Here is a 25583-nt window from a genome sequence, read left to right as displayed (position 1 = left end):
CGGGACCTCCCCCCCTCCCGGCGCCATTTTTTTCCGATAATAAGGGAGGATTGCATGCGCCTGTTCTGGATGCCCGTTCCACCGGCATTGTCAGAAGCCGTCCGCGCCTGTCGGACTCACTTCATCCTTGCAGCAACATTCAGTGCGCTGATCAACATCCTCTATCTCGCACCGACCATCTACATGATGCAGGTCTATGACCGGGTTGTGCCGACCAATGGCGTATTGACGCTGGTCTTCATCACCGTCGTCGTCGGCGTTGCGATCGCCACGCTGTCGGCGCTCGATGCGATCCGGGTGCGGTTGATGGCCCGTGCGTCGCTGCGCCTCGACCGATTGCTCTCGGGCGAGATATTGGATCGGCTGCTCGCGCGGTCGCGCGCGCGGCCCGGCGACCCTTCGACCCATCAGGCGATGCGCGAATTCGACCTCTTGCGTCAATCGCTTGCGGGACCGGCAGCGACCGCCTTGTTCGACGTCCCGTGGACGCCGCTGTATCTCTTGGTGGCCTTTCTCATTCACCCGATTTTGGGAGTGCTGGTGCTCGGTGCCGGATGCGTTCTGGTCACGCTTGCGATCGCCAATGAAAGGCGCAGCAAGGCAAAGGCCGAAGAGGCGCATCACGCCAATGCGGCGGCCTATGAATCGCACGAAGCGATGCTGCGCAGGGCCGAGATCGTACGCGCGCTCGGGATGCGGCGCGCGCTGGTCTCGCGCCATATCCAGCAGCGCAGCGTCGGCCTGAATGCCGTCGCCGATCTCCAGTTTTCGGGCAGCCGCTACAATTCGCTCGTCAAATTCGTGCGGATGTTCATGCAATCCTTCGCGCTGGGCGTCGGCGCATGGCTCGCCATCAACGGGCAGATTTCGGTCGGCGCGATCATCGCCGCCTCGGTGCTGCTCAGCCGCGCGCTGCAGCCGATCGAGCAGCTTGTTGGCCTCTGGCCAAACATCGTCCAGTCGCGCCAGGCGATTCAGACCCTCGACAGGCTGTTCGATCAAGCGACCGGTCCGGTGGTACGCACCACCTTGCCTGATCCAGAGGGGCAGGTGGAGCTTCAGGGCGTTGTCGTCCGTAATGCCGACGGCAGTGCGATCCTGCTCAAGAATATTTTCCTGAAACTCGCCCCCGGCGAGGTGCTGGGTATTGTCGGCCCGTCCGGGGCGGGCAAGACGACCCTCGCGCGTGTCGTCGCCGGCGCGCTGCCGCCCGACCTCGGCGAAATCAGGATCGATGGCGCCAGTATGGCCGATTGGGATCCCGAAGAGCTTGCGCAACATATCGGTTATCTTCCGCAGGATTGCGGCCTTCTCCCCGGAACGATCAGCGAGAACGTCTCGCGCTTCGGTGCCGCGCGCGGTATTCCGCAGGCGGAGGTTGACGAGGAGGTCGTAAGGGCTGCGCGCATGGCCGGCGTCCACGAGATGATCCTGCATCTGCCAGGCGGTTACGACACCTGTATCGAAGGCAACGGCCACAGGCTGTCGGCGGGACAGGCGCAACGCGTCGCGCTGGCGCGCGCGCTCTATGGCAGCCCGCGCATCCTCGTTCTCGACGAGCCGAACTCGGCGCTCGACAGCGATGGCGAGGAAGCGCTGTCGCGGGCGATCGGTGCGGCAAAGCTCCACGGCGCGGCGATCATGATCGTCGCCCATCGCGCGGCCGTTCTGGCTAGCGCCGACCGGCTGGCGATCCTCGCCGACGGTGCGGTCGTGGGGGTGGGGCCACGCGACGAAATCCTCCAGGCGCTGCAGAATTCCGCGGCAAAGCAGAATGTTGTTCCAATCCATGAAGGAGCGCGGCCATGACCGACATGACCTGGAAGCCGCCGACGGGTGGCGATCGCCCCTCGGGGCATGATTCCGCCGATCGCCCGCATCGCGAACTGCGCATCGGCGGCCTGATCGTGGCCTTCTTCTTTGTCGGCATGCTCGGCTGGGCGTCGCTGACCCCGCTCGATGCGGGCGCCTATGCGCCCGGCGTGATCGCGGTGTCGGGCAGTCGTCAGGCGGTGCAGCACCGCGAAGGCGGCATCGTTACCGAACTCCATGTTGTCGAGGGGCAAACGGTCAAAAAGGGCGAGCCGCTCCTAACGATCTCGGCATCCGAACTGGTTGCAGCCGAACGCGGACTGACCGGCGAAGTGATCGCCCTGCTGGCACAGCGCGCGCGTCTGGTTGCCGAACTCGGCGGTCTGAGAAGCGTCGCCGAACCGGCGGAATTTGCCTCGCTGGCGCCCGAAAACCGGGAGTTGGCCGCCGAAGCCTTGCGCGGCCAGCGCCAGCTGTTCGAAGCGCGGCGCAATTCGGTGCACACGCAGCGCAACGTGTTGCGCCAGCGGATGCGCCAGCATTCGGAACAGATCAACGGATACAGCTACCAGATGAATTCCAACAAGGTGCAGCAACAGCTGATCGGCGAAGAGCTGGACGGGCTGCGCACCCTGCTTCCGAAAGGCTTTGTATCGATCAACCGGGTCCGCGGCATGGAACGATCGGCGGCTGAACTCGACGGCTCCTACGGCGCGTATCGCGCCGACATCGCCCGCTCCTCCGAAGCGATCGGCGAGGCGCAGATGCAGATGGTCGGCATCGACAAGCAGATGCTCGAAGAGGTGGCGACACAGAAGCAGGCGGGGCAGGTTCGCCTCGACGAACTTCAGCCCAAGCTGATCGCGGTGCGCGAACAGCTGGCCCGGTCGACGGTGCGTGCTCCTGCCAGCGGCCGGGTCGTGGGACTCAAGGTCTTCACCGTCGGCGGCGTCGTTTCGGCGGGCGACACATTGATGGAGATCGTTCCGCAAGACCGCGCCCTCGTCATCGATGGCAAGGCTTCGCCGACCGATGCCGACGATCTTGCGCCGGGGATGGAGACGCAGATCCGCTTTACCGCGTTGCAGGAACGCAATCTGCCGATCCTCGTCGGTCAGATCTCCAAGATTTCGGCCGACAGCTTCGAGGACGAACGTTCGGGCATGCGCTATTTCAAGATCGAGCTGGTCGTGCCGCCAAGCGAGCTCGCGAAACTCCGGCGTGTTCGCGAGGATGGCGGGCTTCGTGCCGGCCTGCCCGTCGACATCATGATCCCGCTGCGCAAGCGGACCGCTCTATCCTATCTCATCGAACCGCTCACCCAGACGCTTTGGATGGCCGGGCGCGAGAATTAGGCGCCGGCCCATCGGCCGGAAATCGGCGGCATAATTCTTCATCCGGCCGACGATCCGGAATCATATTGTAATTGCGAATCGTTCTCGATAATGGCCATGCATCCTTTTGCTGGAACTTCCGGATGCATGCACCGACAACCCCGCGACCGGCGACGAAGAAAAGCCGGAAAGCCTTTTGGCTGAAACAGCTGCACATGTGGCACTGGATGAGTTCGGCCGTCAGCCTGATCGGCCTTCTGCTGTTCGCGATCACCGGGTTCACGCTTAATCACGCCGCCGATATCGAAGGGTCGCCGGTCGTCATCCAGAAATCGGCGCAGATGCCGCCCGTCTTGCTTGCGCGCCTGAAGGCGGCGGTCCCCGACGCCGAAAAGGCGCCGCTGCCCCCCGCCGTCGCCGAATGGGTCGAGCAGAGCTTTCCGGTAAAAGCAGCAGCGAGCGAGGCCGAATGGTCAGAGGGCGAAGTCTATCTCCCCGCACCGCGTCCGGGCGGCGACGCGTGGGTCGCGATCGATCTCGCGACCGGCGCGGCGTCGAGCGAGGTCACCAGCCGCGGCTGGATCTCCTATCTCAACGACCTCCACAAAGGCCGCAATTCGGGCGGCGAGTGGAGCCTGTTCATCGACATCTTCGCTTTCGCCTGCCTCATCTTCGCAATCACCGGCCTTGTTCTTCTCTGGCTGCATTCGGCGAAGCGCAAGAGCACCTGGCCGCTCGTCGGCCTCGGCCTCGCGATCCCGGCCGCCATCGCCGTCATTTTCATTCATTAGGGAGACCCATCATGCAGCTTTCCACCCCAGCGCGCATCCTCGGCGGGACGATCGGCCTCGGCGCTGTGCTCGGCGCGCCCGCCTTCGCCGCCGATCCGGGCACGATGGACGTGACGATCAACATTCCGCGGCTGAAGGTCGCCGAATATCACAAGCCCTATGTCGCGATCTGGGTCGAGAAAGCCGGCGCGTCGGCGAAGACAGTCGCGGTCTGGTACGATTATGACATGAAGGCGAACGAGGGCACCAAGTGGCTGCGCGACGTGCGCCAGTGGTGGCGCGCCGCGGGGCGCTCGATGACCTTTCCTGCGAACGGCATCACCGGCGCGACGCGGGCCCCCGGCGCGCATAAAGTCTCCTTCTCGCGTGCGCAGCTCGGTGCCGCTGCCCCCGGCCAGTACACGCTGGTGATCGAGGCGGCGCGCGAGGTGGGCGGCCGCGAACTTCTGCGCATTCCCTTCACCTGGCCCGCAAAGGCAGGGGCGGGCGGGCGCGTTTCCGGAACGACTGAATTGGGGGCCGTCTCGGTCGCCTTCCGCTGAACGTGAAAAGGACAGGGTTATGAAAAAGCGAATTTGGGGTTTCGCCGCGACCGCCGCGCTGGCGGCACTGGTCGCCGTTCCGGCTTCGGCACACCGCCAGTGGATGCTGCCGTCGTCGACTGTATTGTCGGGCGATGACGTGTGGGTCACGGTCGACGCCGCGGTGTCGAACGACCTCTTCTATTTCGAGCATCAGCCGATGCGGCTCGACGCGCTGAAGGCGTGGGCGCCCGACGGCACCGAAGCGGCGATCGAGAATAAGGCGACGGGCCGCTACCGCAGCACCTTCGACGTCCACCTGACGCAAAAGGGCACCTGGCGCATCGCCTCGGTCGCCGATGGCGTGATGGGCAGCTATGACCTGAACGGCAAGACCGAGCGCCTGCCGCGCGGCACCACCACGACGAACCTCGCCGAGCGCATCCCCGCGGGTGCGACCAATGTGAAGACCGCCGAATCGAACAACCGCAACGAGATTTTCGTGACGGTTGGCGAACCGACGACGACCTTGTTCAAGCCGACTGGCAAGGGCATCGAGCTGGTTCCCGTGACGCACCCCAACGACCTGATCGCGGGCGAGGCGGCGACCTTCCAGTTCCTGCTCGACGGCAAGCCCGCCGCGGGTCTGCCCGTCACGGTGATTCCCGGCGGCATCCGCTATCGCGACCAGCTTGGCCAGATGGACCTCAAGACCGGCGCCGACGGCAAGGTCGCGGTAAACTGGACCGAACCCGGCCTGTACTGGCTGAACGTCACGACGCTGCAGGCCGAGCGTGCCGAAGGCGCACCCGAACCCGCCACCCCGCAGCGCCGCGCGAGCTATGTCACGACGCTGGAAGTGCTCGCGCCCTGACCGACCGCATCCTCATCCCCCGCGCCCTGACGCCCGCGGCTTTCGCCGGGCGCGGGGCGGGGGCGGCCATCGAACGCTTCGCTGGTGAAACGATGGGGACAGGCTGGTCGCTGCAAGCGGTCTCGCCGCCCGCCGCGACGCAGCACGGCGTTCAGGCCGCACTCGACCTCGTCGTCGAACAGATGAGCCAATGGGAGCCCGAATCCGACCTCTCGCGCTTCAACCGCGCGATGTCCGGGACATGGCGCGAAATTCCAGCCGAATTCGCCCATGTCGTGGAGGTCGCGCTCGACATCGCGCGCGCCAGCGGCGGCGCCTTCGACCCCGGTCTCGGCCGCATCACCGACGCCTGGGGTTTCGGCAGTGCCCGGCGTACCGGGCGGGTGCCGCAGGCGGTCCAGTCCGGCGCGGACCGCACGATCGATTTCGACCCCGGGGCGCGGCGCATCCGGCGCGGCGAGGCGGCGGCGCTTGACCTGTCGGGTATCGCCAAGGGCTATGGCGTCGACCTCGCCGCCGCATGGCTGCTCGACATCGGGGTCCGTCATTTCTTGCTTGAAGTCGGCGGCGAGCTACGCGGCGAGGGGATCCGCCCCGACGGTCAGCCCTGGTGGGTCGATGTCGAGATGCCGCCCACCTCGTCCATTCCATCATGGCGCATTGCGCTGCACGACCTGTCGGTGGCGACCTCGGGCAATTATCGCCGCGGCTTCAGCGCGGGCGGCCAGCATTATTCGCACAGCTTCGATCCGGCGACCGGGCGCCCGATCGTCAACGGCATATCGTCGGTCACCGTGCTCCATCGCGACTGCATCAGCGCCGACGGCTGGGCGACCGCACTGACGGTTCTGGGCTCCGAGGCCGCGGTCGCGCTCGCCGATGAGCAGGACCTCGCGGTATGCGTCGTTGTGGGCGACCGCGAACATCTGTCGCGCGCCTGGCGCGCTATGCTGGATTAGCTGTCGGCCCAGCGTCGCAGAAGATTGTGATATACGCCGGTCAGGCGGACGACCGTTGCGTCGCCCTGACCTAGTGCCGCCGCGGCACCCTGCACCCCCATATCGAGATCGAACAACAGGTTGCGCTGCCCCTGATCGCGCACCATCGACTGAATCCACATGAAGCTCGCGACGCGCGCGCCTGCGGTCACCGGCTCGACGCGGTGGACGGTGGTGGAGGGGTAGAGGACCAGATGCCCGGCGGGCAATTTGATCCCCGGTTCTTGCGCAAAGCCTTCGACGACCAGCCCGCCGCCCTCATAGCTGTCGGGATCGGCAAGGAAGAGCGTCGCCGACAGGTCGCTGCGCATCCGGAAATCGCTGCCGCGACGGATGCGGATCGCATTGTCGATATGATCGCCAAAATTCTCGCCGCCGGCATAGCGGTTGAAATAGGGCGGATAGATTTTGAGCGGCAACGCAGCGGCGATGAACAGCGGGCTGCGGCCCAGCGCGTCGAGCACGAGGCGCCCCGCTTCGCCGGCCGCCTCGCCGAATTCGGGGAGCTGCTGGTTGCGTTTGGCGAGCGCAGCCTGCGGACCCGATGTCTCGTTGCCGTCGACCCAGTCGGCGGCGTCGAGAATCGATCGGAGCTTTGCGACGCCGTCGGCATCGAGCACGTCGGGAATGATGCGGATCATGGCGCCGCTTCTAGAGCGAAAGGGGCGGGCACGGCAATCGCCGTGCCCGCCCCACCGGAATCAGAAGTTGTAGAAGAGGCTGAACACCGCCGAGCGCGATTCGCCGGGGACCGCCCAACCGCCCGTCACGGCGCCCGTCGTCGCGTTCACATTGTTGCGGACGCCGGTGTAATAATCCTCATTCGTGAAGTTCTGGACGTTGACCTGCGCCACCAGGCCGTTCTTGAAGTCGTACGACACGAATGCGCGGTGGATCAGATAATCGTCGACCGACAGCGGCGCGCGCTGCGCCAGGTTGCGCTGGTGCGTCGTGAACTTGCCCTGATAGGTCAGGCCGTAACCGACCTGCAGCCCGAACGGAAAGACATAGGTGGTGAACAGGCTGCCCGAATGCTTGGGCGTCTGGAACAGCCGATCGCCGCGCTGCGGATCGGGAATGGCGGCGCTATTGCCGCAACCGGTGCTTCCCGGGTTGGCAAGGCAGAAATCCGAAACGCTCTGCTTCACCTTGCCGTCGAGGTAGGTGTAGTTCGCAAAGATCGCCCATTCCGGCGTGACATTGCCGCTCGCGCCGAGCGCGAAACCGTCGACGCGCGAGCGGCCATCGAGGATCTGAAGCGAAGCGGGTTGCGCCGGGTCGTTCGACGGCACGCGATAATTGGTGCGCTCGTTGCGGAACACCGCGGCGGTCAGCAGCAGCTTCTTGTCCATCAGTTCGGCCTTGGCGCCGAATTCGATGTTCCGCGCCTTTTCGGGTGCCGTCGCACAGGGATCGGCCGCCGTCGGGCTTGCCGGCAGGCCGCAGCCCGCGCGGACGCTGGCCGAAGTCGGCGTCTTGGCGTTGCCATAGGCGGCGTAGAGGCTGACATTCTCCATCGGGTGGAACACCGCGCCGGCGCGGTACGAGAAGAGATTCTCGTCGCTGATCTGGTTGGGGCCGCGCGTGTAGACCGCGCCGGTCGCCGGCGTCGTCACCGTGTCGGCGTGGAAGATGTTGCGCGCATTTTCATAGCGGACACCCGCGTTGATCTCGAACATCGGCGAGATTTCGAGCGTGTCGAACGCATAGATCGCCCAGTTGCGCGTGTCGCCATAGCTGTTGCCCGTGCGGACATAATTGACCGGGCCGGTCCAGACAGTGTTCGGGTTCGACAGGCTGATCGGCGGCAACACCGGGTTCGGCAGCGCGCCGCCGGGATTGCGCAGCAACTGTGCATTCTCGATCGAATAATCTTCCTGGCTGTAAGACGCGCCGATCACCAGCGTATTGAACAGGCCGCCCTTCGCGCCGCTGACGACGGTGAGGTCGGTCTGGTTGTGCAACAGATCGTTGACCTGATCGCGCACGAGGCCGCGCGGTCCCGAAGGATAATAGGTGCCCGGCGTATTCTGGCCGGCGGGGCAGGGGATGCCGACCGTGGCAGCCGCGTTCGCGCCGATCGGCTGGAGGCCGTTCGCAAGACAGAAGACGCCCTGCGGCGCGCTCGTCTGGCTGTACTGGTGGACGCGCTGCCAGCGGGTCAGGTTGCGGATCGAAACATTGTCGCTGAACGCGTGGCGGAAGGTCGCGGTCAGGCGATCGACCTTGGTCTTCTGCTTGTCGAGGTTGACGATCCCAAAATAGTCGCTGTCATCGACACCGGGCAGCGGACCGTTGTTGACGGCGCCGAGAATGAACGGAACGCCATAGATCGGCGTATTGTCGTCGTCCTGATGGATATAGGCGAGCGTCAGGCTGGTATCGCTGTCGACCCCGATCGTGATCGACGGCGCCACGCCCCAGCGCTTGTAGGATTCGACGTCGCGGCCCGGTACGTCATTCTCGTGATACATGGCGTTCAGGCGGACGGCGATCAGGTCGTTGACGCGCCAGTTGCTGTCGACGGCCGCGCGATAATAATTGTCGGTGCCGACCGCCGCCTGCACCGTCGTGGCGCTCCGCGCAAAGGGGATCTTGCTGACGAGGTTGATCGTGCCGCCGACGCTGCCCGATCCGTTAAAGACCGAGTTCGCGCCGTTATAGACTTCGATCTGCTGCAGGTTGAAGGGGTCGGTGCGGCTGTACTGCGCGCTGTCGCGCACACCGTCGACCGTCAGGTCGTTGTTCGCCGAATAGCCGCGCAGGTTGATCGAGTCGCCATAACCGCCGCCGCCTTCGCCCGCCCCGAATGTGATGCCGGGGATCGTCGCCAAGGCGTCGCGCAGCGTCAGCAGGTTCTGCTGGCGGATCTGCTCTTGCGACACGACCGTGATCGTCTGCGGCGTGTCGACAAGCGGCGCGGTCGACTTCGGCGATTCCACCTCATTGGCGAGTGAGCCGTTGACGATGATCTCGCTGCGGCCACCGGGCGCATCCTGCGCGTCCGCGGCGTCGGCGGCGAAAGCCGGTGCGCTGATAAGGCTGCCGACGCAGGAGAGCGCGAGGAATGAGGCAGATGTCGATGGCTTCACGGTAAACCCCTATTTTGTGATTGGTTGGGGGCGCCGCTATTGAGAGTCGATTGCAAAGTCAACTCTAATGCGAATCATTCGCGACATCGTCGCAATCGATACCAGTTGAGAGAAGGACGCCTAGTGTCGGCGTTCGAGCCACCAGCTCTGCCGCCAGCCATATTGGCTCGCGACGGGTTCGCCGGCGGCGTTGGTCGCGGGCTTGAAGCGGAAACGTTCCTCGATCAGCTCGCACGTCGTCCGGTCGAGCGAGGTATCGCCGCTGGGCCGTGTCACGCGGCAGCCGCGGACGCGGCCGCTGGCTTCGATGGTGAAGCGCACTTCGACCTCGCCGCCCGCTTTCGCGCGGCTGGCTTCGCGCGGATAGTCGCGGTCGCGGATCGTACCGCTGCGCCAGACGGCCTTGGTCCCGCCGCCGGTTCCGGTGCCCGCACCGCCCGCGCCGGTGCCGTCGCCGCGCCCGCCTGCGCCCGATCCGGGGCCGGGATTCGGCGTCGCCCCCGCCGACGCGTCGTTCCCGGCGCCCGGGCGCGGCGCGGCGGCAATCGGCGGCGCGATGGGAGGCAGCTTGGGCGGCGGTGCGGCGACCGCGGCGGCTTTGGCATGCTTGTTCGCCGCCGACGCCTTGCCGCTCGCCTTTTCGCTCGGCGCCTTTGCCGGCTGGGCCTCCTCGCGTGGTGGTGGGCGCGCGGGGAGGGCGATCGCCGCGATCGCGTCGCTGGCCTTGCGGACGACATCGAGATCGAGGCCGCTCGCAAGGCCGAGCCCCACCGCACCGACCGCGAGCAGCGCGCCGCCGCCCGATACGAGCTTCTGCTGCCTCGAAACCTGCCCCGTATAGGCCATCGCGCCGCCTCTCATCGCGCATCGCCGCGCGCAACCGGCGACCCGTTTAGAGGAATTCGTCTAGCGTGGATATGAACCGGTCGAACTGGTCGTGGTGCAGCCAGTGGCCCGCATTTTCGAACTCGATCACCTTGGCGGTGTTGAAATGGACGAGGCGCCCGTCCTTTTCGGGATTCGAGGCCCAACTGTTCGCGCCATAGAGCAAGAGGGTGGGGCAGGTGATCGCGCCCCACAGCGCGGCGATGTCGTCCTGCGGCATGTCGAAGGCGGGCCAGACATTGAGGTAATTGTCGAACTTCCAGCTCCACGTGCCATCCTCGTTGCGGCTGATGCCGTGGATGGTCAGGTGGCGCGCCTGCACCTCGGTCAGATAGCTGTTCTCGCCCATCATGCGTGCGAGCGCGTCTTCGAGCGTCGCATAGCGGCGCGGGGTGCGCCCGGCGGCCTGGCGCTTGTCGTCGATCCATTTGCGGAAGCGTTCGGCATAACCCGTCTTCGCGCGCTCGGCGATCACCTTCGGAGAGGGGCCGAGCCCCTCGATCGCGACGAGCTTGCGGACATTCTCGGGGTAAAGGCCCGTATAGCGCAGCGCGATATTGCCCCCCATCGAATGCGCGACGATCGAGAGTGGACCAAGGTCGAGCTGGTGGACCAACTGCGCGAGGTCATAGACAAAAGTGTCCATCGCGTAATTGCCGTCGGGCGACCATGCGCTGTCACCATGACCACGCAGATCGGGGGCAATGATATGATAGCGATCGCGCAATTTCTCGGCGGCCCAGTCCCAATTGCGGCAATGGTCGCGTCCGCCGTGGACGAGCAGCAGCGGCGGGGCGCCGCGATTGCCCCAGTCGACATAATGCAGCTTCAGCCGCTGCGAGATGAAGCTGTTCGAGGTCGGGCCGGCACTTGCCATCGGATCATCCTTGCTGTCTGTTCCAGTTTCAAAAGGCGACTGGTTTCGATCCGTCAACCCCGGATCGCTTTCAGTATCGAGCAAGGGAGAGAGACATGACGACATTCCGCGATAATCTGCTGGCCGGTAAGACGGCCTTTGTCGCCGGCGGGACGAGCGGCATCAACTTGGGTATCGCCAAGCGCTTCGCCGAACTCGGCGCCAAGGTCGCCGTTGCCGGCCGCGACCCCGACAAGGCGGCGCGCGCGGCGGCGGACATCGGCGAGGGCGCGCTCGGCCTGTCGGGCGACGTGCGCGACTATGCGGCGATCCGCGGCGTGATGGAACGCGTCGCAGGCGAACTTGGGCCGATGGACATCGTCATTTCGGGCGCGGCGGGCAATTTTCTCGCGCCGGCGCTTGGCATGTCGGCGAATGCGTTTCGTACCGTGGTCGACATCGATCTCAACGGCACCTTCAACGTGTTCCGCGGCTGCCACGATTTGCTCAACCGTCCGGGCGCGTCGCTGATCGCGATCACCGCGGGGCAGGCGGTCAATGCTTCAGCGCTGCAAGCGCACGCCTGCGCCGCAAAGGCGGGGATCAACCAGTTGATTCGCGTGCTGGCGCTCGAATGGGGACCCGAGGTGCGCGTCAACGGCATCTCGCCGGGGCCGATTGCGGGGACCGAGGGCATGGCGCGCTTGGCGCCCGACGCCGCGACGCGCCAGTCGCATTTCGACCGCATCGCGATGAAGCGCTGGGGCGAGGTCGAGGAGGTCGCCGAATCGGCGGTATTCCTCTGCTCGCCCGCGGCGGGATATATCACCGGCACGATCCTCGACTGCGACGGCGGCAGCCAGATCGGCGACGCGTCACGCGGAGATCTCGCGCGCGGCATGGCCTGAAAGCAAAAACGCCGCCAACCCATCGGGGTGGCGGCGTTTTTAATGGTGGGCGTGGCAAGGATTGAACTTGCGACCCCTGCGATGTCAACACAGTGCTCTACCACTGAGCTACACGCCCATCCCTTGGGGTGACGCGCCCCCTAAATGCCTCCGCGCGACTTGGCAAGCCCTTCGCGTGCGGCGGCGTCGTTATTGTTGGCTGGAGCGGTCGCTGCGACCGAACATATTGTCGACCTCGCGCACCAGATCCTTGAGGTGGAAGGGTTTCGACAGCAGCTTTGCCTGCGGCACATTTTCCTCGGCACGCAGCGAAACCGCGGCAAAGCCCGTGATGAACATCACCTGCGTCTGCGGCGCGGCCTTCGCCGTGTGCTGGGCGAGTTCGATCCCGTCCATCTCGGGCATCACGATGTCCGACAGCAAAAGATCGAACGTTCCCGAATCGATATAGGGGACTGCGGCGGTGCCGCGATCGACCGCAGTGACGTGATAGCCGGCACTGGTCAGCGCGCGTGCGAGATACTCGCGCATCACGTCGTCATCTTCGGCCAGCAAAATGCGAATCATGTTGAAATCTGTTCCCTGGTCCTTCGGCGCAGCCGGTTCCGGTCGGCTGCCCCCTCTGTCACGCCCTGCATAGCGTCAGAGATTTAACAAATTGACGCGCGGCGCTGGATTCGTCCCGCTTTTTTTGCCACCCATCGCTTATGCCGTCCCGCACCATCTCGCCCGCCGCCATCGCTGTCAACCGGCCCGCGGCGAGTGGCCCCGTCGTCGTGTCGGTGCCGCACGCGGGACGCATCTATCCGCCCGAGATATTGAGCGCGGCGCGGGTCGACCGGCCGCACCTCGAACGACTCGAAGACAGCTGGTGCGACCTGATCGCGGCCGGCGCCGCCGACGCCGGCGCGACGGTTGTCCACGCGCTGTGGGCGCGCGCCGTCGCCGACCTCAATCGCGGCGAAGGGCAGATGGCGCCCGGCGAGGTTGCCATGCCGCTGCGCGCGCAATTTTCGGCGCCGGGGCGCAAGGAGCGGGCAGGGCTTGGCGTCGTGCCGACGCGACTCGCCGATTGCGGTCCGCTATGGAAGCGGCCGATCGACGGCGCGGCGCTGGAATGGCGCCTCGAATCCTTCCACCGGCCGTACCACGCCGCCCTCGCCGACGCGTTGACCGCGGCGCGCGATGAACATGGCCATGCGATATTGATCGATCTCCATTCGATGCCGCCGATTCCGGCCGGCCAGCCGGGGCACGGCGCGCGAATCATTATCGGCGATCGTTTTGGCGAAACCGCGGGCGATTGGCTGATCGACCTCGCGGTGGCATCGGCCGAACGATTGAACGAGCCCGTCGCGCGCAATCAGCCCTATGCCGGCGGTCATATCATCCGAACGCACGGCCGCCCGGCGCACGCCGTCCACGCGGTGCAGATCGAAATCGACCGCAGCCTCTATCTGACGGCGGAGCGCTTGCCCGACACGGCTCGTATCGCGCGGCTGGCGCGCTGGTTCTCGAATCTTGTCGCTGAAGCGGGATATGCCCGACAGGGCGCTGAAATATTCGCGCAAGCTGCTGAATAAAAAACCACCTCGTACCGAAGTACGAGGTGGCCAGGGTCCAGGGAGGACGCGTCCGCGTCAGTGATGACGGGACACTCGCCGCGATGGAAAGGGGGAAAACCACGGCGGCGTAGAAGAGATTTAGGATGTTGCGCGCCGACTTACAAGAAGAGACGGTGCAGAATCTGCAATATGCAAGAAATTGGTCGGGGAGAGAGGATTCGAACCTCCGGCCCCTGCCTCCCGAAGACAGTGCTCTACCAGGCTGAGCTACTCCCCGACCGATCTGCGCGCCGACCGGGGTCGCCGCGAAGGCAGGGCGGTCCTCTAGACGCGCAATTTGCGAACTTCAAGCGCCAATCGGCACATTCAATGCGATTGCCGCGATTACATCATTTCGGCAGTTCGAAAGCTGAAATGACCATCCGCAACGAAAATCAGATGATCGACCAGATCGATGCCCATGGTCCGCAGGAAAAGCGCGGCATCGTGCGTTGCGCCGATGTCGGCATCGCTCGGCCAGGGCGTGCCGGACGGATGGTTGTGCGCCAGGACGACTGTCGCAACGCCGCCGTCCAAAAGCGTGCGCCAAGCGCGCGGCGGGATGACGCAGCGGCCCGAGCTATCCCCGTCGACGCGTTCGAGCCGAACAAGGCGTTCGAAGGCGTCGAATGCGGCAAGGAGCAGGGTTTCGCGCTCGTCATCGAACATCGGGCGCAGCAACAGGCGCGCGAAATCATCCTCAAGCGGGCACGGCACAAAGCCGGCCAGCGCCGACGGATCCGGCGCTTTGCCGAGGGGTTCGAACAGGGTCATCGCCGTTCCCATGCGCTCAGGCTGCGCGATTCCCAACGGGCGACTGCCCCGCATCGGAGGCTTTGTGCCGCCGGCGATATTGCTCCCCATGTTGCTCCCTTGTCCCCTCGCGGCACGAAGCCTAGCACCGAGAGACAAAACCGGGAGCCGAGTCTTGCCTGATTCCATCCATTATGAACTGCAATATCTGGACCTGATGCGCCGCATCTGGGTCGAGGGCGACGAGCGCGTCGACCGCACCGGCGTCGGCACGCGCTCGCTATTTGGCGAGACGATGCGATTCTCGCTGAAGGACGATGCGATTCCGTTGCTCACGACCAAGCGCGTCTATTGGAAGACGGGGCTGCGCGAACTGCTGTGGTTCCTGACCGGTGACACCAATATCCGGTCGCTCGTTTCGCAGGGCGTGAAGATATGGACCGACTGGCCGCTCGACAAATATCGCCGCGCGACCGGCGAGGCGATCAGCGCTGCGGAATTCGAGGCGCGGATCGTCGCGGATGAGGATTTCGCAGGAGTGTGGGGCGACCTCGGCCCCGTCTATGGTCACCAGTGGGTCAACTGGCCACGCTACGAGCCGGCGGGCGAGGGGCTCTTTCGCCGCGCAAGCCAAGGACACAACCAGATTGCGGCGCTGATCGATTCGCTGAAGAATAACCCCGGGTCGCGGCGGCACATCTTCACCGGCTGGAACGTTGCCGACCTCGATCGCATGGCGCTGCCGCCATGCCACATGACCTACCAGTTTCATGTCCGCAGCGATGGCGGCCTGTCGTGCCTGCTGTTCCAGCGCTCGTGCGATCTTGGCCTGGGCTTTGCCTTCAATGTCTTCGAAGCGGCGCTCCTCACGCGGATGGTTGCCGATCAAGCGGGGCTTCACGCCCATGAGCTCGTCTGGACCGGCGGCGACGTGCATCTCTACCTGAACCACGCCGAGCTGGTCGAACAGCAGCTGTCGCGCGTTCCGGATGGCGCGCCGAAGCTGCGCATCCTTCGCCGCCCTTCGAGCATTTTCGACTATCGGTTCGAGGATTTCGCAGTCGAGGATTATGCGCCGCAAGCGCATATTTCCGCGCCTGTCGCGGTCTGATGGCCGCCGTTGCATTCGTATGGCTACCGTAATAATATGTCGCCACGTTGAAATATAACTAGGCGCCGATTCGCGCCTTCAAAGGGAAGAAGATATGCCTGAGACGCCTCAGCGCCCGGCGAGCAATTTGCCGCCGCTGTCGCTTCATATCCCCGAACCGCGCTATCGCCCCGGCGATACCCCGGACTTTGGCGATATCGAAGTTCCCGCGGTCGAAGCGACCCCGCGCCCGAGCGAAGCGACCAAGCCCGATGCGATGCGCGAGCTCAGCTATGGCCTCGTCCGCGTCCTCGATTTCGACGGGCAGGCGAAGGGGCAGTGGGATCCGAAGCTGTCGCCCGAGCGGCTGCGCACGATGCTGCGCTACATGATGCTCACCCGCGCTTTCGACGACCGCATGTTCCGTGCGCAGCGGCAGGGCAAGACCAGCTTCTATATGAAGTGTACCGGCGAAGAAGCGACCTCGGTCGCCTCGACGATGGCGATCGATCGCGGCGACATGTGCTTCCCCAGCTATCGCCAGCAGGGCATATTGATCGCGCGCGACTATCCGCTGATCCAGATGATGAACCAGATCTACTCGAACCGCGGCGATCACCTGATGGGGCGCCAGCTGCCGATCATGTATTCGGCGCCCGAGCATGGTTTCTTCAGCGTGTCGGGCAATCTCGCGACGCAATATCCGCAGGCGGTGGGCTGGGCGATGGCCTCGGCGTCGAAGGGCGACAGCCGTATCGCGACCGTCTGGTGCGGCGAGGGCTCGTCGGCCGAGGGCGACTTCCACTCGGCGCTGACCTTTGCGACCGTTTATAACGCCCCGGTCATCTTCAACGTCGTGAACAATCAGTGGGCGATCTCTAGCTTCTCGGGCTTCGCCGGCGGCGAGCGCACGACCTTCGCGGCACGCGCGGTGGGTTATGGCATCGCGGGGCTGCGCATCGACGGCAATGATCCGCTCGCGGTTTATGCCGCGACGCAGTGGGCCGCGGATCGTGCGCGAACGAACAACGGCCCGACTTTGATCGAGCATTTCACCTATCGCAGCGAAGGCCACAGCACCTCGGACGATCCGAGCGCCTATCGCCCCGCCGACGAGGCGACCGCCTGGCCGCTCGGCGACCCGATCGCACGGCTGCGCCAGCATCTCGAAACGCTCGGCGAATGGGATGCCGAACGCCACGAGGCGCAGGCGAGGGAACTCGACGAGCTGGTCAAGACGACGCAGAAACAGTCGGAAAAGCTCGGTATCCTCGGTCATGGCATGCACCAGCCGTTCGAGACGATGTTCGACGATGTGTTCGAGGAGCTGCCCTGGCACCTCAAGGAACAATGCGCACAGATGCTCGCCGAGCAAGAGGCCAAGTTCGGCCCCAACTGGAAGCCCGAATGATGAGCGCCGAGACCCAAACCGCGACCAAGACCATGAACATGATCGAGGCGATCAACAGCGCCATGGACGTCATGCTCGAACGCGACCCGAACATGGTCGTGATGGGCGAGGACGTCGGCTTCTTCGGCGGCGTGTTCCGCGCGACCGCGGGCCTGCAGAAGAAACATGGCAAGACCCGCGTGTTCGACACGCCGATCAACGAATGCGGCATCATCGGCGTCGCGGTCGGCATGGGCGCTTATGGCCTGCGCCCGGTCCCCGAAATCCAGTTCGCCGACTATATCTACCCGGGGCTCGACCAGCTCGTCAGCGAAGCGGCGCGCTTGCGTTATCGTTCGGCGGCCGACTTCATCTGTCCGATGACGGTGCGTACTCCTTTTGGGGGGGGCATCTTCGGCGGCCAGACGCACAGCCAGTCGCCCGAAAGCATCATGACGCACATCTGCGGTGTGAAGACGGTGATCCCGTCGAACCCCTATGACGCCAAGGGCCTGCTGATCGCGGCGATCGAGGACAACGACCCCGTCGTTTTCCTCGAACCCAAGCGTATCTACAACGGCCCGTTCAGCGGCTATTATGACCGCCCGGTCGAACCCTGGTCGAAGCATGACGCGAGCGCGGTGCCCGAAGATTATTATCGTATCGAACTCGGCAAGGCCGCGACGGTGCGCGCTGGCGAGGCACTTACTATCCTCGTCTATGGCACGATGGTCCATGTGACCAAGACGATCGTCGAGGAAATGGGCATCGATGCCGAGATCATCGACCTGCGCACCTTGCTGCCGCTCGATATCGACGCGATCGAAACCTCGGTGAAAAAAACCGGCCGCTGCCTGATCATCCACGAAGCGACGCGTACCTCGGGTTTCGGCGCCGAACTTGCCGCACTGGTGCAGGAACGCTGCTTCTATCATCTTGAGGCGCCGGTCGAACGTGTGACCGGCTTCGACACGCCTTATCCGCATAGCCTCGAATGGGCCTATTTCCCCGGCCCGGTGCGCATCGCGACCGCGCTGACCAAGATCTTGAAGGACTGACGCCATGGCCCGTTATTCATTCCGTCTGCCCGACATCGGCGAAGGCATCGCCGAGGCCGAAATCGTCGCCTGGCACGTCAAGATCGGCGAGCGCGTCGAGGAAGACGCGCAGCTCGCCGATATGATGACCGACAAGGCGACCGTCGAAATGGAATCGCCCGTTTCGGGGATCGTCGTCGAACTGGCTGGCGAGGTCGGCGACCTGATCCCGATCGGATCGACGCTGGCGGTGATCGAAACCGATGGCGACGGCGATGTCGAAGCGCCGCCCGCGGACACGCCGGTCGAACAGGAAATCGTGGCGGAAACGCCGGGTGCCGAAGAGATTTCGGTGGCCGAGGTCGCCGCGCCTGCGCCCGTTGCAGCTCCCGCGCCGACGCCCGCTCCGGCACCGGCGCCCGCGCCCGTCGCCGCTGTGGCGGATCATAGCCGGGCTGTGCTCGCATCTCCCGCGGTCCGCGCCCGCGCCAAGGATCTCGGCGTCGACCTCTCGCAGGTTCAGGCCGAAGGCGACCGCATACGCCATGCCGATCTCGACGCCTTCCTCCGCTACAGCGGCGGGCAGGGCTATCACACCCCCGGTGCCAGCCGCGCGCGCGCCGATGACCCGATCAAGGTCATCGGCATGCGCCGCAAGATCGCCGAGAATATGGCGGCGTCGAAACGCGCGATCCCGCATTTCACCTATGTCGAGGAAATGGACGTCACCGCGCTCGAAGAGATGCGCGCCGATTTGAACGCCAACCGCGGCGGCCGTCCGAAGCTGACGATGCTGCCCTTCCTGATCGTCGCGATCTGCCGCACGATCCCGCAATTCCCGATGATCAACGCGCGCTACGACGATGAGGGCGGCGTGGTGACGCGCTATGGCGCGGTGCATCTCGGCATGGCGACGCAGACCGACGCGGGGCTGATGGTCCCCGTCATCCGCGACGCGCAGGACAAGAATGTCTGGCAGCTCGCGAGCGAGATCACCCGCCTCGCCGAAGCCGCGCGCACCGGCAAGGCGAAAGTCGAGGAACTGACCGGCGGCACGCTGACCGTCACCTCCTTGGGCCCGCTCGGCGGCATCGCAACCACCCCGGTGATCAACCGCCCCGAAGTCGCGATCATCGGCCCGAACAAGATCGTCGAGCGCCCCGTCTTCGACGGCGACGAAATCCGCAGAGCAAAGCTCATGAACCTGTCCATCAGCTGCGACCACCGCGTCGTCGATGGCTGGGACGCGGCGAGCTATGTGCAAGCGCTCAAGAAGCTGGTCGAAACGCCGGTCCTGCTGTTTGCGGACTAAGATAGCGACGAAGCAATCCGAGGCGGTGGACGCGCGCCCCGGATTGCTTCGCCCCGCGGGACGGGGTTACAGCCCCAGCCCTTGAAAACTCGTCTGGTCGAACTTCAGCTTGAAAGTCACGTAAGCGCCCGAGCGCGAGAAGCGCGCGTCCTCGAAATCGCGGTCGTGGAAACCCGCGAAATTATAGCCAAAGGTGATGTTTGCATTCTTCATCGGCGCCAGCGTCAGTGTCGGGCCGCCCGCCCAGCTGACGGTATCGGCGTCGGTGCCGACACGCACGGTGCCCGACACACCGGCATCGACATGTTCGCCAAGGTTGAAGCGGAAGTCGGCGCCGATCAGGTTCGACCATCCCTTCACATCGTCCGCGCCGAAGCGGTCGAAATTATAGCGCGTGCCCCAGAAGAAGCCGATTTCGGCGCGTTCGTACCAGCCGTCGCCGAACCCGCGGTCGCCGAGCGGCGCCCAGTTCACCGACAGGCTGTTGAGCAGGCGGCGGCTCGTCGCGTCGCCGTCGATCGTCAGCGTGCCGCCGATCGGGCCGGCCTGACCCGCGACGGCATCGCGAACCTTGTCCGAACGGAACTCGCTCTTGTTGAGCCACGAAATCCGCGAAGCCGCGGGGCGATGCGCCCAGCTCATTTCGAAATTGATGACCTCGGTCGTCGGCATCGTGCCGCTGCCGCTCGCCTTTGCATAGGTGAAGAGCGCGCCGAGCGCGCGGCCCTCGCCGAGCTGGCGGAGCCCGCCGAGCGTCAAGCCATAGCGATTGGCGATCTCGCCATCGCGATACTCGGCGCGGCCGGTGAGCGTCCAGCGGTCGGCGCGGTATGTGGCGCCGGTGCTGATCGCGAGGAAATCTTCGGTCAGTGTGCCATTGCCGCCCAGGAAACCGCCTGATGCGACGGGCTGCTCGGTGTTGAGCACGTCGCGCGCGCGGATACCGCCGATGGCGCGATTGCCGTCGACCGAGACATCGACCGACCAGCGTTCGCCGAGCTTCAGCGATTGCGACAGGCCATAGGCAGCAAAGCTGCGCGGGCCATATTCGCCGATTTCCTGCTGGTTTGCGGTCGCGAGCAGTCGCGCACCCGACCAAGGCGTCAGGTCGAAACCCAGCCGCGCGGTGCGTGCCTTGATCGTGTCGCCGTCGGCGATCTCGTAGCTGCCAACCAGATTGACGTCGCGATTGATCGCGTAGCGCGCGCCGAGGCGGTGACGCGTCGGGAAATCGATACTCGCATCCTTGCCGCCGAGCGCGAATTCGGTCTGCGCGTCGAGTTCGAGGCGCTTGCCCATCAGCCGCTGCGTCGCGCCGAGCTGGACGATGTTCGAGCGATTGCGGCTGCCATCGGTCAGGCGATCGTCGGCATGCGTCAGCCCGGCGCGCGCCACGCTGGTACCATTGTCATATTCGACGAGCGCGCGCGCCGCGCGGCGACGCGCATTGGTGTCGAGATAATCTTCCTGCCACGCGCTGCCGGTCACCGACAGGTTGCGTCCGGCTTTCAGCCGCGCATCGAAACCGAATTTGCGCGTGCCATTCTCGCTGCTGTTGAGCTGGCCGGTGCCGAAACCCGCCTCGCGTTCGCGGACATAGGCGAGGAAATCGGCGTTGCTGCTGTGATGCTCGGCCTCGACCAGCCATGCCTTCGCAGTGCCACCGGCCGCGGTGCTGCCGTTGGTCGCTTTGGCGTCGCTGACCGCGAGTTCGGCGCGAACCTCGGTTGCGATGGTGGGGCGATAGCGTGCATCGACGCCGCCGAGGTTGGTCTTGGCGTTGCCATCCTCGTCGTGGATGAAGGTCGCGCCGACGCGCAGTTTCTCGTCATTCGACTGATAGCTGACACGGCCGCCCGCGTTGAGCACACGCTGGCCGACCCCGTCGACCTCATATTCGGCAACGATGAATTGCGGATCGAGGTTCGACGAGCGGCTGAGGACAGGCTCGCGGAAGCGGATCGTGCCCGACAGATAGTCGATGTCGTAATCGACGTGGCGCGACAGGCTTACGCTGTCGACGATGCGTTCGCTGTGCAGCCGGTCGCGCGTCTCGATGAGGATCCGCTCGCTGTTCGGCAATATGTCCTTGGCGCCAAGCTGATAGGGGCCGGTGAGGCCATTGCCCTGAATCTCGTCGCGGCGGAAACGGTACGGCGTGTCGGCGACGAACGCTGTCGCGGCGACATTGCGGCCGCGATACTCGGCCTTGCCGCCGTTGAGCGCGCGCTGGTAGCGGGCGAGTTCGGGTTCCGAAATCCCCGTCTCGATATCGCCGAACATCGCATAGAACTGCGGGCGTTCGAGGCGCAGGTAGAGCTTGCGCACCGAAGCGGCGTCGTAGCGCGTCTCGTTGCGGTCGGCGTAGATGGTGTAATAGGCACGCGGATCGATCACGCCGCCGAACCGCGTGTCATCCTTGTCCTTGTCGCTGTCGTACGCCAGCGTCATCAGCCATTTGCCGCGCACGCGGCCTTTTGCGTAGAGCGCTAGGCGCGCATCGGCGTTCAGATCGTCAAGCGTCTCGGCCACCGGCTCCATCCGATCGCCCAGCGTGTTGTAGCCAACCGTGCCCGCAGCAAAGCCGACGACGGTCCACGGGCGATTGCCCGGATCGAGCCAGGTTTCGATCGTCTGCTTGCGCGTCACCTTGTCGTCGCGGAAGGTGAAATCCATCGCGAGCGTGCCCGACGCGGTTGTCGGTTCGAGCTCGATAGTGGCGATGCCGTCGTCGCCATCGATCTTCCACACCGGCTGCGCGCGTTCGAGGCCAGCGAGCTGGCGCGCCTGCTGCGCATCGGCTTCGACCGCGGGATAGTATGGCGCGGGGACGCTGAAATCGCCCGTCAGCCCGGCGCGGATCGGTTTGCCGTCGCGATCGGTCAGCCGCACCGCGATCACCGGGCGCGTCACGCCATCGGCGACCAGTACCGACTTTTCGCGGATCAGCGACGCGCGCATCGGGGTGATCGAATAATGGACACCTCGTTCGAGCGTTTCGATCGTGACGCCGTTCGCGTCCTTCACTTCGGCGACGAGACGGTTTTCGCCTTCGCGGATTTCAAGCCCGCGCCACAGGCTGACCGCGACACTGCCGTCGGCCGACTTGCTTACGCCTTCGAACGTCAGCGCGTCGGCGGGCCTGCCGTTGACGCGGAGCGACACCGTCTGTCCCGGCGCGTGCTTGATCGCGGCGCGGATCGCCTTGGCGCGCGGGTTGTGCTCTGCGTCGGGGAAGAGCCAGCCGATGCCGGGCGCCTGACCCGCGAGCCAATCGCGGTTGGCGCCGGCGGCGTCGGGGTCGCTCAGCACCTTGCGCGCTTCGATGGTTGCCTTGGCCGGCGCGGCGCGGGGGGCACTCGCGACGGCGCGGAAATCGGCGCGCTTAAGCGCACCGCCGCGGCCTTCGACGAAGCGCGAGATCGGGCTGTCGGCGCTCTGCGTCGACCGCGCGCAGTCGATCGCCGCGCGGTCGAGCGGCAGCGTCGACGGGTCGATCTGCACGACATGCAGGCCGGGGCGCACGCCCTCGAAATGATAGCGGCCGTCCTCGTCGGTGGCGGTGTAGCTGCCGTCCTGCAGCATGACTCGGACGCCCATGACGCCATCGGCCTTGCCCGGATCGACGCTGCAACCGCCGTCGGTGATGCGGCCGATGATCGTCATTCGGTCGCCGAGCTGGTCGCGTTTGATCGAAATCGTCGCTTCGGCGATATTGCTCGTCGAACCGCGATTGTCGGCGGCGGTGGCGCGGTTGAGCGCATTGCCCGGCTGCGCCGACACGATGACTTCGGCCAGATAGGTGAGAAGGACCGAGCGCGATGCCGCGATAGTGGGCAGGGTGACGGCGAACTCGCGGCCGTTGGCGGCGACGTCGGCGGTCACGCGCACGCCATCGACGCGCACCGTATCGGCGCGCAGGCGCATACCCGCGGGCAGCACATCGCGGACGGTTACGGCGCCGGTGTTGCGGCGCGTGTCGCGGTTGGCAACCTCGATCCGATATTGGATTACATCGCCGGGCACCGCGACCTGCGTCGAGGTCGTCTTGCGCAGAACCAGCGGCAGCCCCGGCTGATCAACCGGAATGTCGACGCGAACGGGCGCGGGACTGTTCAGTGTGAAGGCATTGCTATAGCTCGCGCCGGTGATCGTGAACGGCTGGCCGTCGTCGGGACGGCGCAGGCCCGCGAGATCGGCGGCGCTCGATTTCGACGGCGCGGTATAAGGCGCGGGCGGCGAGACGATCAGGCGATAGGTGCCCGACGCGACAAAGGGAAAGCGATAGTCGCCCGGCGGGAAATTGTACGTCGTGCCGCCCGCATCGGTGACGCTCTGGCCGGTGACGACGCTCGACGGATAGGCCGAGATGCCATCGTCGCCGAACACCTGCGCTGGCTGGCCGGTCGCGGCGTCGACGATCGTCACGCGGCTTCCTGCAACGGGCGCGCCGTCGCCGCTGTCGAAGACGATGCCAAACGGATCGACGAGGAAGTCGATCGTCGCGAGTGCGACGAGGCTGGCGTTCGCCTGATCGGTGACGCGCAGTGCCAGGGGAGCGCCCGGATTGACCGACAGGCGACAGTCGCCCGCGACCACGGCGGGCGGAACACCGATCGTGTTGATGATGCCGACGAACTCGCCGCTGCTGTTGGCGGTCTCGGTCAGGATGATCGCTTCGCGGTCGCCATTTTCGAGCTCGAGGACGACGGGCAGGGTGTCACGCGCCTGCGGATCGGCATTGGCCGATGCGAGCGTGACCCCGACGACCAGCACTTCGCCGGCGCGGAAATTATTGGTGCTTTGGAGCGACGCGGGGGCGGTCGAAATACCCTCATAGACGCCGCCGAGGTCGATGGAACTCGTGGCGCTGCGCGCTGCGGGGCGGCTACACTGCGTCGGCGCGAGTGCCACCGATTTACTGCCGCTGCCATTTGTCAGGCGATAGGTGGTGATCGTCGGCGGCTCGGGCGGACGCGCCGTTACCGTCACGTCGACGCGGTTCGACAGCGCCTGACCGGGCTGCCCGTCGTGCGTCCACTGCGCCGAAGCCGTGTTCGTGATCACCTGTGCGTTCGCCGTGGATATCGCAGGCAGCATCGCTGCTGCGACCAGGGCGGTCACAAGGCCGGAAAATTTCGTGCGGAGTGCCATCACAGCCCCGAAGGGAGCAGCGGGAGGCGGTTTTTGGGCCGCACCCGCTGCTCCACCGGTTATCCGATCAGTTGACCGTTGCGCGGAAAACGAGCGTGCTTGCGGCGCCCGCGGCGATCGACGCGATCGTGCCCGACACGTTCGGCGCCGTGTAACTGCCGCCCGCGGTGCCGTTGAAGTCACACGTCCCGCTAGTCACCGTGCCGCCCAGCAGGATCGTGCCCGCATTGAACGTCAGCTGGCCCGGAACCGGGTCGTTGATCACCACCGAGGTCGCGGCAGCGCCACCACTGTTGGCGACGGCGATGCAATATTCGACCACGGCACCCGGGATCAGCTTCGGATTCGTCGTATTGTTGAACGGATCCGAAATGACGCGGCTGGCCTTGGTGACCGTCAATGTCGCCGTCTGCACCGTATAGTCGTCGTTATCGCTATGCGAGCCGTCGCGTGCGACATCGCCAGCCACGCCCGCGATATCGGCAAAGACTGTATCCTTGCCTGCGGTGTTCGCACCCGTGGTCTCGGTGATTGCGGCACCCTGGGTGCCGGCAAGCCCGCCTTCGCGCGCGGTGGCACGCAGCGTCACGCCGGCAACCGCATTGTTGGCGAGGCCAGCCGGGATATCGGAGACGACGAACAGCCGAATCGCGGTGTCGACGACGAGTTCGTCGACATAAGCCGTGATCAGCGTGTCGCCCGCATCCCAGCTTCCGACCGTACCGGTCACGGTATTGTCGCGGTAAATCCGGACGTTATTGGCGTTGAACGTGTCGGTGCCGCCGTGTGAGGCAGTCCCGCCCACGATCTGCGACGCGACGAGCGCGAAGTCGAGCACTTCGTTCGAGCTGTTGGTCAGCTGAAACGTCGTGACGGCGTTTGTCTGCCCGGGCACGACATTGGTCGTGACCGTTCCGACTTCTTCGACAAGCAGGTTGATCTTGCGGTCGACGGTGAAATTGTTCGACGCCGACTGCTGTCCCTGTGTGACGCCACCGACCTGATAATCGACGGTGGCGGTATTGGTGATCGTGGTGCCCGCGGTCGTTCCGGCGGCAAAAGCCGGCGTGGCGGCGACGCTCGAAAGCGACGCCAGACCGACGGCACCCATATAAGTCAGCTTGCTGGTCATAGCTGAGCTCCTGGGCTTTATGTTGGTTGCCGTTTCCCCA

Annotated in this window: 20 protein-coding genes and 2 tRNA genes; 12 read left to right on the top strand and 10 right to left on the bottom strand. The window is 65.3% G+C overall.

From position 1 onward, the window contains the following. Positions 1-54 precede the first annotated feature (54 nt). The 6 genes from ATE70_RS11265 (at position 55) to ATE70_RS11240 (ending at position 6291) form a co-directional block, all read left to right on the top strand. A complete protein-coding gene (locus ATE70_RS11265) occupies positions 55-1809 on the top strand; it encodes a type I secretion system permease/ATPase (RefSeq protein ID WP_058538001.1) in 1755 nt (584 codons plus the stop codon). Then, the gene (locus ATE70_RS11260; RefSeq protein WP_058538000.1) at positions 1806-3167 is read left to right on the top strand and encodes an HlyD family type I secretion periplasmic adaptor subunit; all 1362 of its coding nucleotides are present in this window, start codon (positions 1806-1808) and stop codon (positions 3165-3167) included. Before ATE70_RS11265 ends, ATE70_RS11260 begins: the two co-directional genes overlap by 4 nt. A gap of 122 nt (positions 3168-3289) precedes the next feature. After that, positions 3290-3937 carry a PepSY-associated TM helix domain-containing protein gene (locus ATE70_RS11255; protein WP_058537999.1) on the top strand — a complete coding sequence of 216 codons (648 nt, stop codon included), beginning with the start codon at positions 3290-3292 and terminating at the stop codon, positions 3935-3937. An 11-nt stretch (positions 3938-3948) separates the two neighbouring features. After that, positions 3949-4479, top strand: a complete 531-nt coding sequence (locus ATE70_RS11250) for a DUF2271 domain-containing protein (RefSeq protein ID WP_058537998.1) — start codon at positions 3949-3951, stop codon at positions 4477-4479. 19 nt (positions 4480-4498) lie between these two features. Beyond that, on the top strand, positions 4499-5332 hold the full coding sequence (locus ATE70_RS11245) for a DUF4198 domain-containing protein (protein WP_058537997.1): 834 nt from the start codon (positions 4499-4501) through the stop codon (positions 5330-5332). 92 nt (positions 5333-5424) lie between these two features. Continuing rightward, entirely contained in the window at positions 5425-6291 is an 867-nt protein-coding gene (locus tag ATE70_RS11240) for an FAD:protein FMN transferase (protein WP_082639404.1), read from the top strand. On the opposite strand, the gene ATE70_RS11235 is transcribed toward ATE70_RS11240, so the two are convergent. From ATE70_RS11235 to ATE70_RS11220, 4 genes are all read right to left on the bottom strand, one after another. Further along, on the bottom strand, positions 6288-6971 hold the full coding sequence (locus ATE70_RS11235) for a Fe2+-dependent dioxygenase (RefSeq protein ID WP_058537995.1): 684 nt from the start codon (positions 6969-6971) through the stop codon (positions 6288-6290). The genes ATE70_RS11240 and ATE70_RS11235 overlap by 4 nt on opposite strands. Before the next feature lie 60 nt (positions 6972-7031). Then, on the bottom strand, positions 7032-9422 hold the full coding sequence (locus tag ATE70_RS11230; RefSeq protein ID WP_058537994.1) for a TonB-dependent receptor: 2391 nt from the start codon (positions 9420-9422) through the stop codon (positions 7032-7034). 120 nt (positions 9423-9542) lie between these two features. Continuing rightward, positions 9543-10268, bottom strand: a complete 726-nt coding sequence (locus ATE70_RS25665; RefSeq protein WP_058537993.1) for an energy transducer TonB — start codon at positions 10266-10268, stop codon at positions 9543-9545. 46 nt (positions 10269-10314) lie between these two features. Next, the gene (locus ATE70_RS11220; RefSeq protein ID WP_058537992.1) at positions 10315-11184 is read right to left on the bottom strand and encodes an alpha/beta fold hydrolase; all 870 of its coding nucleotides are present in this window, start codon (positions 11182-11184) and stop codon (positions 10315-10317) included. Between the two features lie 95 nt (positions 11185-11279). On the opposite strand from ATE70_RS11220, the gene ATE70_RS11215 reads away from it, so the two are divergent. Further along, positions 11280-12071: an SDR family oxidoreductase gene (locus ATE70_RS11215; protein WP_058537991.1), complete on the top strand. Its 792-nt coding sequence runs from the start codon at positions 11280-11282 to the stop codon at positions 12069-12071. A gap of 43 nt (positions 12072-12114) precedes the next feature. Here the strand turns inward: ATE70_RS11215 and ATE70_RS11210 are convergent. Together ATE70_RS11210 and cpdR are read right to left on the bottom strand one after the other, a co-directional pair. After that, positions 12115-12189, bottom strand: a tRNA-Val gene (locus ATE70_RS11210). 71 nt (positions 12190-12260) lie between these two features. Next, positions 12261-12638, bottom strand: coding sequence for a cell cycle two-component system response regulator CpdR (gene cpdR, locus ATE70_RS11205; protein ID WP_037510756.1), 378 nt, complete (start codon positions 12636-12638; stop codon positions 12261-12263). Between the two features lie 140 nt (positions 12639-12778). Here cpdR and ATE70_RS11200 point away from each other — a divergent pair, with 140 nt between their 5' ends. After that, the gene (locus ATE70_RS11200; protein WP_058537990.1) at positions 12779-13654 is read left to right on the top strand and encodes an N-formylglutamate amidohydrolase; all 876 of its coding nucleotides are present in this window, start codon (positions 12779-12781) and stop codon (positions 13652-13654) included. Between the two features lie 182 nt (positions 13655-13836). Here the strand turns inward: ATE70_RS11200 and ATE70_RS11195 are convergent. Both ATE70_RS11195 and ATE70_RS11190 read right to left on the bottom strand, forming a co-directional pair. Then, positions 13837-13913 (bottom strand) — tRNA-Pro (locus ATE70_RS11195). Positions 13914-14020: 107 nt separating this feature from the next. Then, complete coding sequence (locus ATE70_RS11190) at positions 14021-14617, bottom strand: JAB domain-containing protein (RefSeq protein ID WP_231732880.1); 597 nt, start codon at positions 14615-14617, stop codon at positions 14021-14023. Here ATE70_RS11190 and thyA point away from each other — a divergent pair. The 4 genes from thyA to ATE70_RS11170 all read left to right on the top strand — a co-directional run bounded on the left by thyA (position 14604) and on the right by ATE70_RS11170 (position 19257). Further along, positions 14604-15539, top strand: coding sequence for a thymidylate synthase (gene thyA, locus ATE70_RS11185; RefSeq protein ID WP_197411442.1), 936 nt, complete (start codon positions 14604-14606; stop codon positions 15537-15539). The genes ATE70_RS11190 and thyA overlap by 14 nt on opposite strands. A gap of 94 nt (positions 15540-15633) precedes the next feature. Continuing rightward, the gene (locus ATE70_RS11180; protein ID WP_058537989.1) at positions 15634-16929 is read left to right on the top strand and encodes a 3-methyl-2-oxobutanoate dehydrogenase (2-methylpropanoyl-transferring) subunit alpha; all 1296 of its coding nucleotides are present in this window, start codon (positions 15634-15636) and stop codon (positions 16927-16929) included. Positions 16930-16961: 32 nt separating this feature from the next. Further along, entirely contained in the window at positions 16962-17966 is a 1005-nt protein-coding gene (locus tag ATE70_RS11175) for an alpha-ketoacid dehydrogenase subunit beta (RefSeq protein ID WP_058538219.1), read from the top strand. 4 nt (positions 17967-17970) lie between these two features. Continuing rightward, complete coding sequence (locus ATE70_RS11170; RefSeq protein WP_058537988.1) at positions 17971-19257, top strand: dihydrolipoamide acetyltransferase family protein; 1287 nt, start codon at positions 17971-17973, stop codon at positions 19255-19257. A 66-nt stretch (positions 19258-19323) separates the two neighbouring features. Here ATE70_RS11170 and ATE70_RS11165 read toward each other — a convergent pair whose 3' ends face one another. Together ATE70_RS11165 and ATE70_RS11160 are read right to left on the bottom strand one after the other, a co-directional pair. Further along, the gene (locus tag ATE70_RS11165; RefSeq protein WP_231732879.1) at positions 19324-24381 is read right to left on the bottom strand and encodes a DUF11 domain-containing protein; all 5058 of its coding nucleotides are present in this window, start codon (positions 24379-24381) and stop codon (positions 19324-19326) included. Positions 24382-24478: 97 nt separating this feature from the next. Next, on the bottom strand, positions 24479-25543 hold the full coding sequence (locus tag ATE70_RS11160) for a DUF11 domain-containing protein (protein ID WP_058537986.1): 1065 nt from the start codon (positions 25541-25543) through the stop codon (positions 24479-24481). Positions 25544-25583: the final 40 nt, after the last annotated feature.

Origin of the sequence: Sphingopyxis sp. H053 (assembly GCF_001468225.1) — a bacterium.
In the GTDB taxonomy this organism is placed as follows: Bacteria; Pseudomonadota; Alphaproteobacteria; order Sphingomonadales; family Sphingomonadaceae; genus Sphingopyxis.
This window is presented reverse-complemented; position numbering and strand designations above follow the sequence as displayed.

Coding starts and splice junctions, on each gene's coding strand:
- ATE70_RS11265 (WP_058538001.1), top strand. CDS start 55: ATGCGCCTGTTCTGGATGCCCGTTCCACCGGCATTGTCAGAAGCCGTC.
- ATE70_RS11260 (WP_058538000.1), top strand. CDS start 1,806: ATGACCGACATGACCTGGAAGCCGCCGACGGGTGGCGATCGCCCCTCG.
- ATE70_RS11255 (WP_058537999.1), top strand. CDS start 3,290: ATGCATGCACCGACAACCCCGCGACCGGCGACGAAGAAAAGCCGGAAA.
- ATE70_RS11250 (WP_058537998.1), top strand. CDS start 3,949: ATGCAGCTTTCCACCCCAGCGCGCATCCTCGGCGGGACGATCGGCCTC.
- ATE70_RS11245 (WP_058537997.1), top strand. CDS start 4,499: ATGAAAAAGCGAATTTGGGGTTTCGCCGCGACCGCCGCGCTGGCGGCA.
- ATE70_RS11240 (WP_082639404.1), top strand. CDS start 5,425: ATGGGGACAGGCTGGTCGCTGCAAGCGGTCTCGCCGCCCGCCGCGACG.
- ATE70_RS11235 (WP_058537995.1), bottom strand. CDS start 6,971: ATGATCCGCATCATTCCCGACGTGCTCGATGCCGACGGCGTCGCAAAG.
- ATE70_RS25665 (WP_058537993.1), bottom strand. CDS start 10,268: ATGGCCTATACGGGGCAGGTTTCGAGGCAGCAGAAGCTCGTATCGGGC.
- ATE70_RS11220 (WP_058537992.1), bottom strand. CDS start 11,184: ATGGCAAGTGCCGGCCCGACCTCGAACAGCTTCATCTCGCAGCGGCTG.
- ATE70_RS11215 (WP_058537991.1), top strand. CDS start 11,280: ATGACGACATTCCGCGATAATCTGCTGGCCGGTAAGACGGCCTTTGTC.
- cpdR (WP_037510756.1), bottom strand. CDS start 12,638: ATGATTCGCATTTTGCTGGCCGAAGATGACGACGTGATGCGCGAGTAT.
- ATE70_RS11200 (WP_058537990.1), top strand. CDS start 12,779: ATGCCGTCCCGCACCATCTCGCCCGCCGCCATCGCTGTCAACCGGCCC.
- ATE70_RS11190 (WP_231732880.1), bottom strand. CDS start 14,617: ATGGAATCAGGCAAGACTCGGCTCCCGGTTTTGTCTCTCGGTGCTAGG.
- ATE70_RS11180 (WP_058537989.1), top strand. CDS start 15,634: ATGCCTGAGACGCCTCAGCGCCCGGCGAGCAATTTGCCGCCGCTGTCG.
- ATE70_RS11175 (WP_058538219.1), top strand. CDS start 16,962: ATGAACATGATCGAGGCGATCAACAGCGCCATGGACGTCATGCTCGAA.
- ATE70_RS11170 (WP_058537988.1), top strand. CDS start 17,971: ATGGCCCGTTATTCATTCCGTCTGCCCGACATCGGCGAAGGCATCGCC.
- ATE70_RS11160 (WP_058537986.1), bottom strand. CDS start 25,543: ATGACCAGCAAGCTGACTTATATGGGTGCCGTCGGTCTGGCGTCGCTT.